This is a genomic window from Azospirillum doebereinerae (assembly GCF_003989665.1).
Classification (GTDB): domain Bacteria; phylum Pseudomonadota; class Alphaproteobacteria; order Azospirillales; family Azospirillaceae; genus Azospirillum; species Azospirillum doebereinerae.
In genome coordinates, this window is record NZ_RZIJ01000013.1 from 46,396 (window position 1) to 64,511 (window position 18,116).

13 protein-coding genes are annotated in these 18,116 nt (G+C 69.0%); 8 read left to right on the forward strand and 5 right to left on the reverse strand.

All coding sequences use genetic code 11. The features are described 5' to 3' along the window. Positions 1 to 230 precede the first annotated feature (230 nt). Both EJ913_RS16775 and EJ913_RS16780 read left to right on the forward strand, forming a co-directional pair. Positions 231 to 3,737: a rhamnan synthesis F family protein gene (locus EJ913_RS16775; RefSeq protein ID WP_126999909.1), complete on the forward strand. Its 3,507-nt coding sequence runs from the start codon at positions 231 to 233 to the stop codon at positions 3,735 to 3,737. Between the two features lie 8 nt (positions 3,738 to 3,745). After that, positions 3,746 to 4,690, forward strand: a complete 945-nt coding sequence (locus tag EJ913_RS16780; protein ID WP_126999911.1) for a glycosyltransferase family 2 protein — start codon at positions 3,746 to 3,748, stop codon at positions 4,688 to 4,690. Positions 4,691 to 4,738: 48 nt separating this feature from the next. Here the strand turns inward: EJ913_RS16780 and galE are convergent, their stop codons facing one another. Further along, a complete protein-coding gene (gene galE, locus EJ913_RS16785) occupies positions 4,739 to 5,761 on the reverse strand; it encodes a UDP-glucose 4-epimerase GalE (protein WP_126999913.1) in 1,023 nt (340 codons plus the stop codon). Between the two features lie 229 nt (positions 5,762 to 5,990). Here galE and rfbC point away from each other — a divergent pair, with 229 nt between their 5' ends. From rfbC to rfbA, 4 genes are all read left to right on the forward strand, one after another. Next, positions 5,991 to 6,542, forward strand: a complete 552-nt coding sequence (rfbC, locus tag EJ913_RS16790; protein ID WP_126999915.1) for a dTDP-4-dehydrorhamnose 3,5-epimerase — start codon at positions 5,991 to 5,993, stop codon at positions 6,540 to 6,542. An 83-nt stretch (positions 6,543 to 6,625) separates the two neighbouring features. After that, a complete protein-coding gene (rfbB, locus tag EJ913_RS16795; RefSeq protein WP_185909811.1) occupies positions 6,626 to 7,702 on the forward strand; it encodes a dTDP-glucose 4,6-dehydratase in 1,077 nt (358 codons plus the stop codon). After that, the gene (rfbD, locus tag EJ913_RS16800) at positions 7,699 to 8,598 is read left to right on the forward strand and encodes a dTDP-4-dehydrorhamnose reductase (RefSeq protein ID WP_126999919.1); all 900 of its coding nucleotides are present in this window, start codon (positions 7,699 to 7,701) and stop codon (positions 8,596 to 8,598) included. Before rfbB ends, rfbD begins: the two co-directional genes overlap by 4 nt. A gap of 92 nt (positions 8,599 to 8,690) precedes the next feature. Beyond that, positions 8,691 to 9,554: a glucose-1-phosphate thymidylyltransferase RfbA gene (rfbA, locus tag EJ913_RS16805; RefSeq protein ID WP_126999921.1), complete on the forward strand. Its 864-nt coding sequence runs from the start codon at positions 8,691 to 8,693 to the stop codon at positions 9,552 to 9,554. Between the two features lie 53 nt (positions 9,555 to 9,607). Here rfbA and EJ913_RS16810 read toward each other — a convergent pair whose 3' ends face one another. Next, positions 9,608 to 10,561 carry a UDP-glucuronic acid decarboxylase family protein gene (locus EJ913_RS16810; RefSeq protein ID WP_126999923.1) on the reverse strand — a complete coding sequence of 318 codons (954 nt, stop codon included), beginning with the start codon at positions 10,559 to 10,561 and terminating at the stop codon, positions 9,608 to 9,610. A 27-nt stretch (positions 10,562 to 10,588) separates the two neighbouring features. After that, positions 10,589 to 11,908 (reverse strand): UDP-glucose dehydrogenase family protein, encoded by a 1,320-nt coding sequence (locus EJ913_RS16815; protein ID WP_126999925.1) that lies wholly within the window; start codon positions 11,906 to 11,908, stop codon positions 10,589 to 10,591. Positions 11,909 to 12,104: 196 nt separating this feature from the next. On the opposite strand from EJ913_RS16815, the gene EJ913_RS16820 reads away from it, so the two are divergent. Beyond that, entirely contained in the window at positions 12,105 to 13,226 is a 1,122-nt protein-coding gene (locus EJ913_RS16820; RefSeq protein WP_126999927.1) for an acyltransferase family protein, read from the forward strand. Between the two features lie 78 nt (positions 13,227 to 13,304). Beyond that, complete coding sequence (locus EJ913_RS16825) at positions 13,305 to 14,474, forward strand: acyltransferase family protein (RefSeq protein ID WP_126999929.1); 1,170 nt, start codon at positions 13,305 to 13,307, stop codon at positions 14,472 to 14,474. A gap of 37 nt (positions 14,475 to 14,511) precedes the next feature. Here the strand turns inward: EJ913_RS16825 and EJ913_RS16830 are convergent, their stop codons facing one another. Both EJ913_RS16830 and EJ913_RS16835 read right to left on the reverse strand, forming a co-directional pair. Then, positions 14,512 to 15,864, reverse strand: a complete 1,353-nt coding sequence (locus EJ913_RS16830; RefSeq protein ID WP_126999931.1) for an HlyD family type I secretion periplasmic adaptor subunit — start codon at positions 15,862 to 15,864, stop codon at positions 14,512 to 14,514. 5 nt (positions 15,865 to 15,869) lie between these two features. Beyond that, positions 15,870 to 18,116, reverse strand: a complete 2,247-nt coding sequence (locus EJ913_RS16835; RefSeq protein WP_126999933.1) for a peptidase domain-containing ABC transporter — start codon at positions 18,114 to 18,116, stop codon at positions 15,870 to 15,872.

Sequence of the window (18,116 nt, forward strand, 5' to 3'; positions counted from 1 at the left end):
AGTGAAACACCAAGGACACAAAGGCGAAAATCCGCGATCTGGAGAATATCAACGCTTGACCGTGACATCGCCACACCCGTTCCGATGCAGTGCGGCAAGCGTGTTGACAGCTGTGGGCTTAAGGCTATAAACCACGAAGGGCTGCGTTTCTGCGCCATTTCTGTCGATGATTTGCCATTTGGCGCATTGCCGGAAGTTTCAATTCTGAACGGGTGGGCATCCGAACCGCTATGGCGTCACGGGACGACACCACGCTTCCCATCGCGATGGAAACGCCGCAGAACAGCCCGGCCCAGCCGCCCGCAAGCACGATGGAAGGCCACGCCCGCCATCCCGGACGCAAGGGCGCCGGGAAGGGCGCCGGGCGCGGCACCCCGCCGCGCGGCCGCAGCGACCGGACGGACACGCCGACTTCGACACCGTCACCCGATCCCAGCCAGACCGACATGACCCAGCCAAAGCAGAGCCAGACCGACACGACCCATGACGATCTGGCGCGGCTGCACCGGCCGATCGCCCTGACCGGACCGAACCGGCTGGTCTTCCCGCCGCCCTGGGCCGGCCACCTGCCCTTCGCCTTCTGGATCGTCGACGCCCTGCGGCCCCGGTCGCTGGTGGAGCTCGGCACGCACAGCGGCAACTCCTACTGCGCCTTCCTCCAGGCCATCGTGCAATGCGGGCTGTCGACCGCCTGCTACGCGGTCGACACCTGGGAGGGCGACCCCCACGCCGGCGTCTACGGCGACGACATCATCAACGACCTGAAGGCCCACCACGACCCGCTCTACGCCGGCTTCTCGCGCCTGCTGCGGATGACCTTCGACGAGGCGCTGGGGTATTTCCCCGACATCGACCGCACCGCCGGCGGCAACAGCGACAGCGGCATCGACCTGCTGCACATCGACGGTCTGCACACCTACGACGCGGTGTCCCACGACTTCCACAGCTGGCTGCCCAAGATGAGCGCCCGCGGCGTCGTGCTGTTCCACGACACCAACGTGCGGGAGCGCGATTTCGGCGTCTGGCGCCTGTGGGACGAGGTCCGCGCCCAGTACCCCACCTTCACCTTCCTGCACTCCAACGGGCTGGGCGTCGCCTATGTCGGCACCGAGGAGATGCCCGAGGATCTCCGCTGGCTTGTCGGCATCGGGCAGGATCCCGAGCGGCTGGCCCGCGCCCGCGCCTATTTCGACCGGCTGGGCCAAGGGATCATCGACCATGTCTGGGCGCGCCACCGCGCCACGGTAATCGCCGACCTCACCACCCACGCCGAGGCCCTCTCCGTCCAGGTCGCCGACCGCGAACGGACGGCCGAAACGCTGCGCGGCTGGGTCGCCGACCGCGACGAGCACATCGGCGGACTGACGCTCCAGGTCGCCGACCGCGAACGGACGGTCGAGACGCTGCACGGCTGGGTCGCCGACCGCGACCGCGCCCTCGCCAGCCTCCAGAACCACGCGGAGGCCCTGACGGAGCACAACGAGGCGCTGGAAGAGGAGGTGCGGCAGTTGAACGGCGCCCTTGCCGACGCCCACGCGACCATCGCCCAGCGGGACCAGAGAGTTGCCCGGCAGGAGGAGGACATCCAGTCGCTGAGCCACGCGCTGGAACTCCACAAGGCCGAACTCGCCCGTGTCAACGCCGAACTGGCCGGCGTCTACGCCTCGCGCTCCTGGCGGATCACCGCCGGCCTGCGGACGGGGCAGACCCGCGCGCGCAACGCCGCCGCGAAGGGCCGTTTCATCGCCCGCATCGCCCGGCATGCCCTGCCGATGCTGGTCCGGGATCCGGCGAGCACCCGGCTCACCCTGGGCTTCCTGCTGCGCCAGGGACCGCGCCAAACTTGGCGCCGCATCATCCAGAAGGTGGCGGAGCGGAACGGGACGGCGATCCCGGACAGCGCGCCGCTGATGTCGGCCTCCTCCGACACGCCCCCGCGCGAGATCGCCCGGCCGATCGAGATTGACCACAGCGTGGCCGTTCCCTTCGAACACCGGCCCGCCGTGACCGGCCCGGCGCCGACGCTGGCGGTGATCTGCCACGTCTTCTACGAGACCCTGGCGGTCGAGTTCCGCCGCTACTTCACCAACATCCCGGTCCCCTTCGACGTCTTCATCTCCACCGACAGCGCGGCCAAGAAGGCGGTCATCGAGAAGGCATTCCACGGCTGGGACCGCGGGCGGGTCGAGGTGCGCGTCACCGAGAATCGCGGCCGCGACATCGCGCCCAAGCTGCTGGGCTTCCGCGACGTCTACGACAGCCACGAGCTGGTGCTGCACCTCCATTCCAAGCAGTCGCACCACGCCTCGGTTCTGGCCAACTGGCGCGGCTTCCTGCTGGAGAACATGCTGGGCTCGCCGGAGATCGTGGCGAGCATCATCGCCGCCTTCCAGCAGCGCCGCGACCTCGGCATGGTCGCCTCGCAGCATTTCGAGCCGGTCCGCCACTGGATCAACTGGGGCGGCAACTTCCCGCCGGCCGCAGCCCTCGCCGCGCGGATGGACATCGACCTGTCCGAGGACAAGGTCCTGGACTTCCCCTCCGGGTCGATGTTCTGGGCGCGGTCGGCCGCCTTGAAGCCGCTGCTCGACCTCGACCTGTCCTACGCGGACTTCGCCGAGGAGACCGGGCAGATCGACGGCACCGTCGCCCACGCGGTCGAGCGGCTCTACTACCACGTCTGCGAGCGGGCCGGCTTCCGCTGGATCAAGGTGGCGCACCCGCCGCTGTTCACCCACACGCCGTGCATCGACGCGATCGACGGCCCGGTCGGTCTGGACCGCTTCATCGCCGAGCATGGCCTGCTGTTGTCCGGCCATGACCTGCCGGCCCCCCGGAGCGTGCACCCGACCCCGGTCGCCCAGCCGGCCCAGGGGCTGCTCGCACGCCGCAACGTCACCGCGCTGGGGCTCGACCGTCCCATCGAGGCGGCGGCGGTCGCCGTCGGCGTGGTCACCTACAACCACGACGAGGACACCATCCGCCGCATCGTCGAGAGCGCGCGGATCGCCCTGACGCGGGCCGGCTGTCCGACCGACACCGCGATCCTGCTGATCGACAACGGCGCGTCCACCGACGCGATGACGGCCGGCGATCCCGCCATCCTGCGCGTCGCCGGGGCCGGGAACATCGGTTTCGGCGCCGGGCACAACCGCCTGATGGCCAAGGCCTTCGAACGCGGGGCCGACCACTACCTCGCGGCCAACCCGGACGGCGCCCTACACCCCGACGCCGTCGTGGCGCTCGTGCGGATGATGCGGGCCAGCCAGGGCCGCGCGCTGATCGAGAGCCTGCAATTCCCGTCCGAGCATCCCAAGCCCTACGACCCCTACACCTTCGAGACGCCGTGGCTGTCGGGCGCCTGCCTGATGATCCCGCGCGCGGCCTACGAGGAGCTCGGTGGCTTCGACGAGACCTTCTTCATGTACTGCGAGGACGTCGACCTGTCCTGGCGCGCGCGCGCCAACGGCTTCGCCCTGTTGAGTTGCCCGGCCTCGCTGTTCCTGCACGAGGTCACCAACCGCCCCCGCAACCCGGCGGTTCTGCGCATGATCTTCGAATCCGGCGTCCTGCTCGCCCGGAAATGGGGATCGGCCTCCTTCGAGGACTGGCTGGCGACGGAGTTGAAGGCGCTGGGCCATCCACTTCCCGCCGCAAGGCCCAAGCCGGTGGCTGAGGCGTGGCAGCGCTACGCCGATTTCTCGCATCACTTCAGCTTCGCGAAGCCCCGTTGGTAGCCCCCGCCATGACCGACCATTCCCTTCCGGGCAATACCCAGTCCAGCGACACGCTGGATTGCGTCGTCCGCTTCCACGACCCCCGGCGCCTGCCCGAGCTGGAGCGCTGCGTGTTCTCGCTGGTCGGCCAGCGTTACCGGCCCATCAACATCGTTCTGGTCCTGCAACGTTTCTCGCCGGACGAGGTCGCGGCGACCGAGGCGGCGTTGGCCCCACTCCTCCAGCTTCCAAACGCCCCCCGGCTGTCGGTCCACAATTGGGACGAGGCCGGGGTGGTGGACGCCCGGACCTATCTGCTCAATCGCGGGCTCGACGTGGCGCAGGGCCGTTATCTGGCTTTCCTCGACTACGACGACGTGCTGTTCCCGGAAGCCTACGAGATGCTGGTCGGCCAGCTCCGCAAGACCGGCGCCGCGATCGCCTTCGCCTCGGTCCAGGTGATGCAGGTCGAGGTCCACGACCATTTCTTCTACATGGTCGGCTCCAAGGTCCCGCCCTACAAGGGGCAGGATTTGGCCGACCTCTTCAAGAACAACTTCTGCCCGATCCACAGCTACGTCATCGACCGCTCGCAACTGCCGACCGATCTCCTGCATTTCGACACCGGGTTGACCATCGAGGAGGATTACGATCTTCTTCTGCGGATCTGCGCCGGCTTTCCGTCGGACTTCTCCCTGGTGGGGACGCCGGTCGGGTATTACTTCTACAAGACCGACGGCAGCAACACCGTGGCGACCCAGTCCGGCCTGGACGGGGAAAAGCTGGCCCTCTACCAGGAGGTCCAGGCCCGGATCCGTGCCCGCAAGAAGAACACCCCCGTCGCGCCGGAGGTCCAGGCCGCGCTCGGCGTGCCCAACCCGCGCGAGGGTCTGTCGATCCACGACACGCTGAAACAGTCGCGCACCGGAAGCCCCGGCCTGCGCAAGCTGGCGGAGCTGGTCGGCGCGCGCTGATCCCACGGGTATCGGAGCCGGAACGTTCCGGCTCCGACCCTAATCCCGTTACGGAACCGCAACGACGAGCTTTTCCTCCCAGGCGAGCGCGGTCCGGACGATGGTTTCCAGATCGGCGTGGCGCGGCGTCCAATCCAGGGTACGGCCGATCCGCTCGGTTCCGGCGACCAGGGCCGGCGGATCGCCGGCCCGCCGCCCGGCGGTCCGGACCGGCAGCGGACGGCCCAGCACCGTCTCCACCATGTCCAGCACCTCGCGGACGGAATAGCCCCGGCCATAGCCGCAGTTCAGGGTCTGGCTGTCGCCCCCGGCTTCCAGATGGACGAGCGCCGCCACATGGGCGGCGGCCAGATCGCTGACGTGGATGTAGTCGCGCACGCAGGTGCCGTCCGGCGTCGGGTAGTCGTCGCCGTAGACCTGGATCTCCGCCCGCTGGCCGGTCGCCGCCTGGGCGGCGATCTTCAGCAGATGGGTCGCCAGCCGGGAGCTCTGCCCCGAACGCCCCGCCGGATCCGCCCCCGCCACGTTGAAATAACGCAGCGCCACGTAGCGCAGCCCATGGGCGGCGGCGGTGTCGCGCAGCATCCATTCCGTCATCAGCTTGGACCGGCCGTAGGGGTTGATCGGCCGGGTCGGGGCCTCCTCGTCGATGGGCATGGCGTCGGGCATGCCATAGACGGCGGCGGTGGACGAGAAGATGAAGCGCTCCACCCCCGACGCCACGCAGGCGCCGACCAGGGCTAGGCTGTTCACCGTGTTGTTGCGGTAGTAGTCGAGCGGCTTCTCGACCGATTCCGGGACGACGATGCTGCCGGCGAAATGCATCACGGTGCCGACGCCGTGCGCCGCGATCGTGGCGGCCACCAGCTCCGCGTCGCCGGCGCTGCCCACCACCAGGGGAACGCCGTCCGGCACGGCGGCGCGGCGTCCGGTGGACAGGTCGTCGACCACCACCACCGCCCGTCCGGCGTCGCGCAGCGCCAGCACGACGTGGGAACCGATGTAGCCGGCGCCGCCCGTCACGAGCACGGTCTCGCGCGGGGCGGTTTCACGGGAGGTCGGGTTGGCCATGACGGTCCAGTCTTGCTGCGTTGCGGGGGCGATCCAGAATATCGTTCGTCCCCGCGCGGTCCCCCCATCTTTTCCGCGTTCGCGCCCGGCGCTTTCGCGCAGCCCCGAAAAGCACGGTCTCCTCGCCGATGGAGGGGGTGGGCACACCGTTCGACCATGGACTTCGGCCGCGCCCGGCGATACCAAGTCATCCAAACGCCGCACCGACCGGCAGCAGGAGCCTTGAGCCATGGACATCGCCGCACTCGCCCTTCCCGACGTGAAGATCATCCGCCCGAAGAAGTTCGGCGACCATCGCGGCTTCTTCTCGGAGACCTACAGCAAGCGTGCCTTCGCGGCGGCCGGTCTGGATCTCGACTTCGTGCAGGACAACCAGTCCCTGTCGGCCGAGATCGGCACGGTGCGCGGCCTGCATTTCCAGCTGCCGCCCTTCGCCCAGGACAAGCTGCTGCGCGTGGTGCGCGGCGCGGTCTTCGACGTCGCGGTGGACATCCGCCGGGGCTCGCCGACCTTCGGCCAGCATGTTTCGGCCATCATCAGTGCGACGGAGTGGAACCAGATCCTGGTCCCGGCCGGCTTCGCCCACGGTTTCTGCACGCTGGAACCCGACACCGAAGTCATCTACAAGGTGACCAACTTCTACTCGCCGGAGCATGACCGCGGGATCCTGTGGAACGACCCGGATCTGGGCATCGAATGGCCGGTCGAAGCTGGCAAGGCCCGCCTGTCCGACAAGGATCTCGTCCATCCCCGTCTGGCTGGGGCGACGGAGTTGTTCTGAAGGACCGGCTCCGAAACGATCCTTGCTTCACGACGTCTTTTCCGGTTTGGCTGTTCGTCTCACGATAGGGCGCAGGTGTTTTGATGAAGTGCATTCTCGTCACCGGCGGCGCCGGGTTCATCGGGTCCGCCGTGGTCCGGCAGCTGCTCGCCGAAACCGACCTCCGCGTCGTCAACCTGGACAAGCTGACCTACGCCGCCAACCTGGCCTCGCTGCCCGGCGCCGGTGACAACCCGCGCTATGCCTTCGAGCAGGTCGACATCTGCGACGGCGAGGCGCTGCGCCGGGTCTTCGCCCGGCACCAGCCGGACGCCGTCATGCATCTGGCCGCCGAATCCCACGTCGACCGCTCCATCGACGGGCCGGGGGAATTCATCCAGACCAACATCGTCGGCACCTACCGCCTGCTCGAGGCCGCGCGCGGCCATTGGTCCGCCCTGCCCGACGACCGCAAGGCCGGCTTCCGCTTCCACCACATCTCGACCGACGAGGTGTTCGGCTCGCTGGGCGCCGAGGGCTTCTTCACCGAAACGACCGCCTACAGCCCCAACTCGCCCTATTCGGCCAGCAAGGCGTCGAGCGACCATATGGTCCGGGCCTGGCACGAGACCTACGGGCTGCCGGTGGTGCTGACCAACTGCTCCAACAACTACGGCCCCTACCATTTCCCCGAGAAGCTGATCCCGCTGGTGATCCTCAAGGGGCTGGCGGGGCAGCCGCTGCCGGTCTACGGCGCCGGCGACAACGTGCGCGATTGGCTCTACGTCGAGGACCACGCCCGCGCCCTGCGCCTGGTGGTGGAGAAGGGCCGCGTCGGCGAGAGCTACAACATCGGCGGCCACAACGAGCGCACCAACCTCGAGGTGGTCCGCGGCATCTGCGCCCTGCTGGACGAGATGGCGCCCGCCGGCGCCCCCCACGACCGCCTGATCACCTTCGTCGCCGACCGCCCCGGCCACGACAAGCGCTACGCCATCGACGCCGACAAGATCGAGCGCGAGCTGGGCTGGCGCCCGCAGGAGACCTTCGAGACCGGCCTGCGCAAGACGGTCGCGTGGTACCTCGCCAACCGCCCCTGGTGGGAGGCGGTGCAGAACGGCTCCTACTCCGGCGAACGGCTGGGGCTGGAGAGCGCGGCCAAGACCGGGAGCGTGGCGTGAAGGTTCTCGTCCTCGGCACCAGCGGGCAGGTCGGCGACGCCCTGATGCACGCCTCCTGGCCGGCCGGCACCACGCTCGTCGGGCTCGCCCGTCCGGCGCTGGACATGGCCGACCCCGCCAGCATCGACCGCGCCATGGCGGATCACGCCCCGGATCTGGTCGTCAACGCCACCGCCTACACCGCCGTGGACAAGGCCGAGAGCGACCGCGCAGCCGCCTTCGCCATCAACCGCGACGGCCCGGCCCGGCTGGCGGCGCTCTGCGCCGCGCGCGGCGCGCCGCTGATCCACATCTCCACCGACTACGTCTTCGACGGAACCAAGCCGGCCCCCTACACCGAGGGCGACCCGGTCGCACCAGTCAACGCCTACGGCGCCAGCAAGGAGGCCGGCGAGGCTGCGGTGCGCGCCGCCGCCGCCACCCACGTCATCCTGCGCACCTCCTGGGTCTATGCGGCCCATGGCGCCAATTTCGTGAAGACCATGCTGCGGCTGGGTCGCGAGCGGGCGGAGCTGGGGGTCGTCGCCGACCAGACCGGCGCGCCGACCGCCGCCGCCGACATCGCCGACACCATCGTTGCTATTGTCGAGCGCATCCAAAGCCGGCCGGACGACGTGCCCTGGGGCACCTACCACCTGACCGGAGCGGGCGAGACGACGTGGTTCGGCTTCGCCGAGCGCATCTTCCAGCGCCTGGAGCGCGAGGAGGGCCGGCGCCCGGCGCTGAAGCCGATCGCGACCGCCGACTACCCGACCCCGGCGCGCCGCCCGGTCAACTCGCGGCTGGACTGCGGGCGCCTGCGCGCCGCCTTCGGCGTCGAGCCGCCGGCCTGGGAGGACAGCCTGGAGCGCGTCCTGGACGCGCTGTTCGCCCAATCCCCCACGAAGACGCCGTGACGGCGGCATCCTGACGCGGAGGGCCGGCCCACGGCCTTCCGCTATTCTCCCTTCCCGACAGACCCAGACTTCAGAACAGGCAGGCGGCGGACATGAAAGGCATCATCCTGGCGGGCGGATCCGGCACCCGGCTCTACCCGGTGACCCGCGCGGTCAGCAAGCAGCTTCTGCCGATCTACGACAAGCCGATGATCTACTTCCCGCTCAGCACGCTGCTGCTGGCCGGCATCCGCGACATCCTGATCATCACCACCCCGCACGACCAGGCGCTGTTCCAGGCCGTGCTGGGCGACGGTTCGCAATGGGGCGTCTCGCTGTCCTACGCGGTCCAGCCCTCGCCTGACGGGCTGGCCCAGGCCTTCATCATCGGCCGCGAGTTCATCGGCAACGACGCCTGCGCCCTGGTGCTGGGCGACAACATCTTCTACGGCCACGGCCTGACCCAGCTGCTGCGCGCGGCCGGTGAGAAGACCAGCGGCGCCCGCGTCTTCGCCTACGGCGTGCGCGACCCGGAACGCTACGGCGTGGTCGAGTTCGACGCCAACGGCCGGGCGCTCAGCATCGAGGAGAAGCCGGTGGCGCCGCGCTCCAAATGGGCGGTGACGGGGCTGTACTTCTACGACAACCAAGTGATCGACATCGCGGCCTCGGTGAAGCCGTCGGAGCGCGGCGAGCTGGAGATCACCTCGGTCAACGCCGCCTATCTGGAGATGGGCCGGCTCGACGTCGAGCTGATGGGGCGCGGCTACGGCTGGTTCGACACCGGCACCCACGACAGCCTGCTGGAGGCGGCGGAGTTCGTGCGCACCATCCAGAACCGCCAGGGGATCCAGATCGCCTGCCCGGAAGAGATCGCTTACGTCTCCGGCTGGATCGACGGCGAGCAGGTCACCCGGCTGGCCGCCCCCCTGAAGAAGAACGACTACGGCCGCTACCTCCTGAGCCTGCTCGACTGAGCGGCGCGCCTCGGGTCTCGACCTGACGGGTCGGGACCCGGAGGGCGTCGGCATCACGCAAAGAAGCGGTCGCGGAAGTAGCGGATCGTGCGCTCCAGCCCGTCCTCCAGCGGAATCGTCGGCTCCCAGCCAAGCAGGTTCTTGGCCTTGGTGATGTCCGGACGGCGTTGCTTCGGGTCGTCCTGCGGCAGCGGCTTGTGGACGATCCGGGAGCTGGAACCGGTCAGGCGAATCACATGCTCGGCCAGTTCCAGCATGGTGAACTCGCCGGGATTGCCGAGATTGATCGGGCCCGTGACCTCGGGCGGCGTGTCCATGAAGCGCAGGAAGCCTTCGATCAGGTCGTCGGCGAAGCAGAAGGAGCGCGTCTGGTTGCCGCTGCCGTAGACCGTCAGGGATTCGCCGCGCAGCGCCTGCATGACGAAGTTGGAGACGACCCGGCCATCGTCGGGATGCATGCGCGGGCCGTAGGTGTTGAAGATGCGCACGACCTTGATCGGCAGGCCGTGCTGGCGATTGTAGTCGAAGAACAGCGTTTCGGCGCAGCGCTTGCCCTCGTCGTAGCAGGAGCGCGGGCCGATCGTGTTGACGTTGCCCCAATACTCCTCGGGCTGCGGATGCACCGCCGGGTCGCCGTAGATCTCGCTGGTCGACGCCTGGAGGATGGTGGCCTTCAGCCGCTTGGCAAGGCCCAGCATGTTGATGGCGCCCAGCACGCTGGTCTTGGTCGTCTGCACCGGATCATGCTGGTAGTGCACAGGCGAGGCCGGGCAGGCGAGGTTGTAGATCTGGTCGACCTCGACGTAGAGCGGGAAGGTCACGTCGTGGCGGATCACCTCGAACTGCGGGTTGCCCAGCAGATGCACGATGTTGTCGCGGCTGCCGGTGAAGAAGTTGTCGACGCACAGGACGCTGTTTCCGGCATCCAGCAGCCGCTCGCATAGATGCGAACCGAGGAACCCGGCGCCGCCGGTGACGAGGACACGCTTACGGGTCAAACTGCGCATGGGGAACGGTGATCCTATCTGAAGGGCTCAGGACAGCGCGGGCGCCGTCCGTCCGATGGACGTGTAGATGAAGCCGGCCTGCGCCATGTCGTCGGGATTGTAGATGTTGCGCAGATCGACCATCACCGGCGCCTTCAGCAGAGCCTTGACGCGGCGAAGGTCGAGCGCGCGGAACTCGTTCCATTCGGTCAGGATCGTCACGCAATCGGCCCCCTCCAAGGTGCCGTAGGCGTCCTTGGCCCACTCGACGCCAGGAAGTAGCTTTTCCGCCTCGTGCATCGCCGCCGGATCATAGGCGCGCACCGTGGCGCCGGCCTCGATCAGCGCCGGGACGATGTCGAGCGAGGGGCTGTCGCGCATGTCGTCGGTGTTGGGCTTGAAGGCGACGCCCAGCACAGCCACCGTCTTGCCGGCCACGCTGCCGCCGCAGGCCGCGATGATTCGCTCGGCCATCCGCTTCTTGCGCTTGTCGTTGATGTCGACGACCGTCTCGATGATGCGCAGTGGGCTGCCAACCTGCTGGGCGGTGCGGACCAGCGCCAGCGTGTCCTTGGGGAAGCAGGACCCGCCGTAGCCGGGGCCGGGGTGCAGGAACTTCTTGCCGATACGTCCGTCCAGCCCGATGCCGCGCGCCACGTCGTGGACGTTGGCGCCGACCTTCTCGCAGAGATCGGCGATCTCGTTGATGAAGGTGATCTTGGCCGCCAGGAAGGTGTTGGCCGCGTATTTCGTCAGCTCCGCCGTCTCCAGCGAGGTGACGACGATCGGCGTCTCGATCAGGTAGAGCGGCCGGTAGAGCCGCCGCATCACCTCGCCCGCGCGGTCCGAGGTGGCGCCGATGACGACGCGGTCGGGTCGCATGAAGTCGCCGATGGCCGAGCCTTCGCGCAGGAATTCCGGGTTGGAGGCCACGTCGAACTCGGCGTCTGGACGAACGCGGCGAATGATGTCGGCCACCTCCCGCCCGGTGCCGACCGGCACGGTCGACTTGGTGACGACCACGGTGTAGTGGTCGAGGTTGGCGGCGATCTCCTCGGCGGCGCCGTAGACGTAGGAGAGGTCGGCGTGGCCGTCGCCGCGCCGCGAGGGAGTGCCGACCGCGATGAACACGGCGTCGACGCCCTGCATCGCCTCCTTCAGGTCGAGCGTGAAGGACAGGCGGCCGGCGGCGACGTTGCGGGCGACCAAATCGTCGAGGCCCGGCTCGTAGATCGGGATCTCGCCGCGCCTCAGCCGCTCGATCTTGCCGGCGTCCTTGTCGACGCAGGTGACGTGAACGCCGAACTCCGAAAAACAGGCGCCCGACACCAAGCCGACATAGCCCGTGCCAATCATCGCAATACGCATGGTCTTCCTCTTTTGGAGGAAGGTTTATCCAACCCGGCTTCCATGCCGCAAGGACAAACTCGGCCCGCTCCCAAGCGCGTCCCGACGCATGGGCAGACACGCCATGACTTGTCCCAGCATCCGCAGGGGATAGGGATTCGCGCAAGGGCGCGCCTGTGCTATAGCTGCGCATTGCAGCGTCAGCCAGAGCGCCCCAATGCAAATCTCTCCTAATACATCCAAATACGATGCGATCGGCGCTTCCCTGCGCAGCCGGCACAACAATTTCGATTTCATCCGCTTCGCCGCTGCCACGCTGGTGCTGGTGAGCCACTCCTGGCCGCTCTCCGGCACGCCCAACGAGTTCTTCGCGACGTGGAGCGGGGGGGTGGACACCGGTGGCGGGCTGGCGGTCTGCATCTTCTTCGTCATCAGCGGCTTCCTGATCACCGGCTCCTTCCAGAACGCGCGCTCGCTCGGCGCCTACGCGCTCGCGCGCGTCCTGCGCATCCTGCCGGGGCTGGTTTTCGCCGTGCTGTTCACGATCCTGGTGATCGGGCCGCTCAACACTACGCTGCCGCTCGCCGAGTACTGGCGGCATCCGCTGACGGCGGCCTACCTGCTGAACGCCACGGTCTTCCAGTCCTCGGCGGTGCTGCCGGGCGTGTTCGAGACGCTGCCCGACCCCTTCATGGTCAACGGCTCGCTGTGGACCCTGCCGGTCGAGGTCTTCATGTACGCGCTGGTGGTCGGGCTCGGGCTGGCCCGCGTCCTGACGGTGCGCTGGTTGATCGCGCTGGTGGCGGCCTTGTTCCTGCTCCGTCTCAACCTCACCGTCCATTGGGGCTGGCGCTGGGAGAAGCAGGGCGGCGTCCTGCTCGGCTCCATCCCGCTCTACTCGACGCTGCGGCTCGCCTTCTTCTTCTTCATGGGCAGCCTGCTCTACGTGGCGCGGGACAAGGTTCCGGTCCGCTGGGATCTGGCGCTGCTCTGCGTGGTCGCCATCGTCGCCTGCCGCTACACCCCGGCCGGGGAGACCGTGTTCTTCCTGCTGCTGCCCTATCTGGTCCACTTCGTCGCCTTCGCCCGCATCCCCGGCCTGGGGATCTTCGCGAAGCACGGCGACGTCTCCTACGGCATCTACATCTTCGCCTTTCCGATCCAACAGACCGTGATGAACCACGCCCCCGGCCTCAGCCTGCCGGCCTTCATCGCCGTGTCCTTCGTCGCCACGCTGGCGATGGCGGTGGTGTCCTGGAAACTGGTGGAGCAGCCGGCCCTGCGCCTGAAGTCCATCCTCCTGCCTCGCCGCATGACCCCCGCCAGCGAAATGGCGTGAGGCGCGCCCCGTTCTGATTTCCGACGCCCTGCCCCCGTCGCCCGCCGCCTCCACAGGCCCACCACCGCAGGCTCCGCCATGACCAACGCCCTTTCCAAGCCCAGCCTCGACGGTCTCACGGGCCTGCGCTTCTTCGCCGCCCTCTGGGTGGTCCTGTTCCACGTCCGGCCGCTGTTCCTGCCCGACGCCTCCCCGCCGGTGTTCGAGTTCGTCAGCATGGGGTTCGTCGGCGTCGGGCTGTTCTTCATGCTGTCGGGCTTCGTCCTGGGCTACCAGTACACGGACCGCGACAGCACCAGCCGGGCCGGACGGCGGCGGTTCATGATCGCCCGCTTCGCCCGCATCTACCCCGTCTACCTGCTCGGCCTCGCGCTCACCTTCCCGAGCTTCTGGCAGGACAGCGTCGATCTCATTTCGGTCGGCCTGCGGACGCAGGCACAGCTTCTGGGAACGCTGTTCGGCAACGCGACCCTGTTGCAGGCCTGGACGCCCTGGACCTCCTGCCAATGGAACTGCCCGGGCTGGTCGCTGTCGTCCGAAGCCTTCTTCTATCTGGGCTTCCCCCTGATCGCCGCCGCCGTCGCGCGGCTCGGCACCGGCCGGCTGGTCGCCGTCGCGGCGCTGCTCTATCCCCTGGCCCTGCTGGCGCCGGCCCTCTACAGCTACAGCCCGGCGGTCCAGCACTGGGTCGCGCAGAGCCCGGAACGGCTGGTCCTGGCGAACGCCTTCATCCAGTACACGCCGCTGCTGCGCCTGCCCGAGTTCATCGCTGGCATCCTGCTGGCGCGCGTCTTCACCATGGGGGTGCGGGTTCCCGCCTGGGGCGGCGTGACGGCGGTGGGGCTGGCCGTGCTCTTCGCCTGCTTCTGGCGGACGCTCGGCACGCCCGACCTGATGGTCAGCAACGGCCTGCTGATGCCCCTCTTCGCACTGCTGATCCTCTCGGTCGCCGGCGGTCGCGACTGGCTGGGAAGCCTCCTGGCGAGCCGGCCGCTGATCTGGCTGGGAGAGGCCAGCTACGCCACCTACATCCTGCACTTCTTCCTGCTCAGGGCCTTGCAGCCGCGCCTCGCCGGGCTCGGCCTTCCCCATGGCCTCCAACTGGCGCTCTACCTCGCCGCCACCGTGGCCGCCTCGCTGGTGACCTTCGTCTGCCTGGAAAAGCCGGCGCGCCGGTGGCTGAAAACCCGGCTGGAAGCGCTTCTGGTCGACCGCCGGCCGCCGGCCGTGCAGGCCGCGACGCCCTGAGGCGATCCTCCGGCGCTCTCTTGAGAGTCGTCCGCCCTCAAGGCTCGCGGATGCTCTCGTCGAGCGCCCGGATCACCGGGTAGAGGAAGTAGGACAGCACCGACCGCGTGCCGATGCGGATCTCGGCCGAGGCGACCATGCCGGGGCTGAGGCGGGTGCCCTCCGGAACGCCCTCCGGCCGGGTCGCCAGCAGGCGCACCCGCGCGCGGAACACGGCGGCGCCCCCCTCCTTGGTGCCGTCCTTGGCCTCGCGCTGGAAGGCGTCGGCGCTGATGGTGCGCACCTCGCCCGCCAGGGTGCCGTGGCGCTGGAAGGGGAAGGCGTCCAGCTTCACCCGCACCATGTCGCCGACCCGGACCAGCCCGACGTCGCGCGACGGGATCTCGGCCTCGATCTCCAACGGCACGTCGCTCGGCACTAGGGTGACCAGCGGCTCGGCCTCCTTGACGACGGAGCCGACCGAGCGTTTCGCCACCTCCAGCACCACCGCGTCGACCTGGGCCGTCATGGTGACCAGCGAGCGGCGGCGCTCGGCCTTGGCGATCTGCTCGACCAGCGTGCCCCTCTGACGGGTCTGATCGACCAGCTCCTCGGACGCCTTGCGGCGCCATTCGTCGATGAAGGCGGAGCGTTCGGCCTGCACCGCCTTCAGCTCGTGCCCGGCCTCGCGCTCGCGGTCCTGGAGGGCGGCGAGGTCGTCGCGCACGCGCAGACGCTCGCTGCGCGCCTCCAGCAGGTTCAGCAGCGAGCCGGTCTGGCGCTGCTGGGACTGGTGGCGGATCGTCTCGACCTCCTCGATCACGGACAGCCGCTCGGCCAGCCCGCTCTGCGAACGGCGGCTGGTGGCGATCACCGCCTGGGCCTGGGCCGCCTTCTCGTCCAGCGCGGTCAGCCGGGCGACGTATTCGGCGCGCCGCCGCTCCAGGATGGTGTCCTGCAGCGCCGCGTCGGCGTTGCCGGCCTCGGCGCGGAAGACGCCGCCGTCGATCTCGGCGCGCAGCCGGCCGATGTGGGCGTCCAGGCTGACCAGCCGGGCGGCGAGGTCGGCCAAATCCGCCGCCGCGAAGGTCGGATCCAGCGTCGCCAGCCGGTCGCCGGCCCGCACCACGTCGCCCGCCGCCACGTCGATGGAGCGGACGATGGCGGTCTCCAGCGGCTGCGCCACGATGGTGGGCGCGGTGGTGATCAGCCGGCCGCCGGCGGTGACGACCCGGTCGACCTGCGACAGCGCCGACCACAGCAGCCCGGCCCCCAGCAAGGCCGCCAGGACGTAGAGGGTGGAGCGCGCCAGCCAATGCGGCGGGGCGTGTTCGATCGCCGCTCCGTCGGGCAGGAAATCGACGGCGAAGCCGGCGGGCAGCCTGGTTTCGGAGCGGGAGAACAGGCTCATCGCGCTCAGCCCCCCCGCCGGTTCTGCTGTTGCCAGAGATGGCGGTACTCGCCGCAGCGCTCCAGCAGGACGCCGTGGGGGGCGCGGTCGATCACCCGGCCCTTCTCCAGCACGGCGATGCTGTCGCAGCCGGTCAGGGTGGACAGCCGGTGGGTGACGATCAGCACGGTGCGCCCCTGGGCGATGCGGGTCAGGTTGTTCATCACCACCGCCTCGCTGTCGGGGTCGAGCGCGCTGGTCGCCTCGTCCAGGATCAGGATGCGGGGCCGCGGCAAGAGCGCGCGGGCGATGGCGATGCGCTGCTTCTGCCCGCCCGACAGGTTGGAGGCGCCCTCCTCCACGATGGTGTCGTAGCCGTCGGGCAGGTTCTGGACGAACTCGTCGGCGCCGGCCAGCCGGGCGGCCTCGATGACCTCCTCGCGGGTGGCGTCGGGGCGGGTCATGGCGATGTTCTCGCGGATGCTGCCGCGGAACAGGAAATTCTCCTGGAGCACGACGCCGATGGAGCGCCGCAGATGCGACAGGTCGAGCTCGCGGATGTCGACGCCGTCGTAACGGATCGAGCCTTCCTGCACCGGGTAGAAGCCTTGGAGCAGCCGCATCAGCGTGCTCTTGCCCGACCCGCTGCGCCCGACCAGCCCGACGACCGAGCCGGCGGGAATCGGCAGCGACACCCCTTCCAGCGCCGCCGGGCGGTGGCGGTCGTAGCGGAAGCCGAGATCGGCGATGTCGATCCGACCGGCCAGCACCGGGTGGGCGCCGGTGCCCTCGCGACGCGGCTCGGCCGGATGGTTCATCACCTCGCCCAGCATGCGCACCGACAGCGCGGTCTCCTGGTACTGGTGGATCAGCGAGACGATCTGCACCAGCGGCGTCACCACCCGGCCCGACAGCATCTGGAAGGCGATCAGGGCGCCGACCGAGAGCTGGCGGTCGAAGACGTCGAAGGCGCCGACCGCGACCACCGCGACCAGCATGGCCTTTTCAAGGAACTCAGTGACCGTGCGCGCGGCGATGGAGATGCGGCCGACCCGGTAATGGCTGGTCACCGCGCGGGCGGCGCGGCGGTCCCACAGCCGGCGCTGCGTCGGCTCCAGGGCCGAGGACTTGACAGTGCGCATGCCGTGGATGGTCTCCACCAACATGGCTTGGCGCTCGGCGTCGGCGCTGTAGAGGTCGCGCAGACGCTTCTGGTAGACAGGCACCAGCGCCACCACCACCCCGGCGATCAGCGCCGCGAACAGCAGGGCGATCAGCGTCAGCTTGACCGAATAGAAGAACAGGACCGGCAGGAAGACCAGCAGCACCAGTGCGTCCAGCACGGTGGACAGCAGGTTGCCGGTCAGGAACTCGCGAATGCGCTCGACCTGCTGCATATGGCGCACGGTGACGCCGGCCGAATTGCCGTCGAAGAAGGTGATCGGCAGGTCCAGCAGATGGCCGAAGGTCCGGTTGAGCAGCCTTATATCGATCTTGTTGGCCGCCGACAGCAGGATGAACTGGCGCAGGAAGCGGAAGGCCGCCTCGAACAGCAGGGCCGCCAGCACGCCGACGGTCAGAACCTGGAGCGTGGTGATCGCCTCGTGCACCAGCACCTTGTCGATCACGATCTGGAAATAGACCGGGACGATCAGGGCCAACCCGTGCAGCACCAGCGCGGCGACGATGACGTCGCGGAAGGCGCCGCCCTGCTTGAGGATTTCCGGGACGAACCAGCGCAGGCCGAAGGGCTGGCGCGGGTCGGCGATGCCGTGGCGCGGCTTCAGGAAGATCAACTCGCCGTTCCAGCGCTCCAGGAAGCGGTCGCGCGGCACGTCGATCACGTCCAACCGGTCGGCCAGCGGGTCGACCACGCCGACCGTCGGCTCGGCATCGGCGCTCCCGGCAGCACCCTCCGCCGGGCGGGAGACGCCGACCAGAATGACGGTGTTGCCGTTCTTCAGCCGGGCCAGCAGCGGGAAGACCGGCGGCAGCGCCTGCAAATCCTTCCAGCCCAGACGCCGCGCGCTCGCCTTCAACCCGGCCTCGCCGGCAATGCGCAGCAGGGCGGCGGTGGACGGCTCGGCCGAACCGCCGGCCGTTGAACCACCGGCCGTCGGGACGGGGATCGGGGCCGGCGCGGGCAGTCCGTGGTGGCGGGCCACCAGGGCGAGGCAGCGCAGCGCGCTGTCCGGCCGGGGCGGCGCGGCGGCGGCAGAGTCCTGGGGCGCGGCGGCGCGCCGATCAAGCGGCGATGAGCTGGCGTCCGGCAC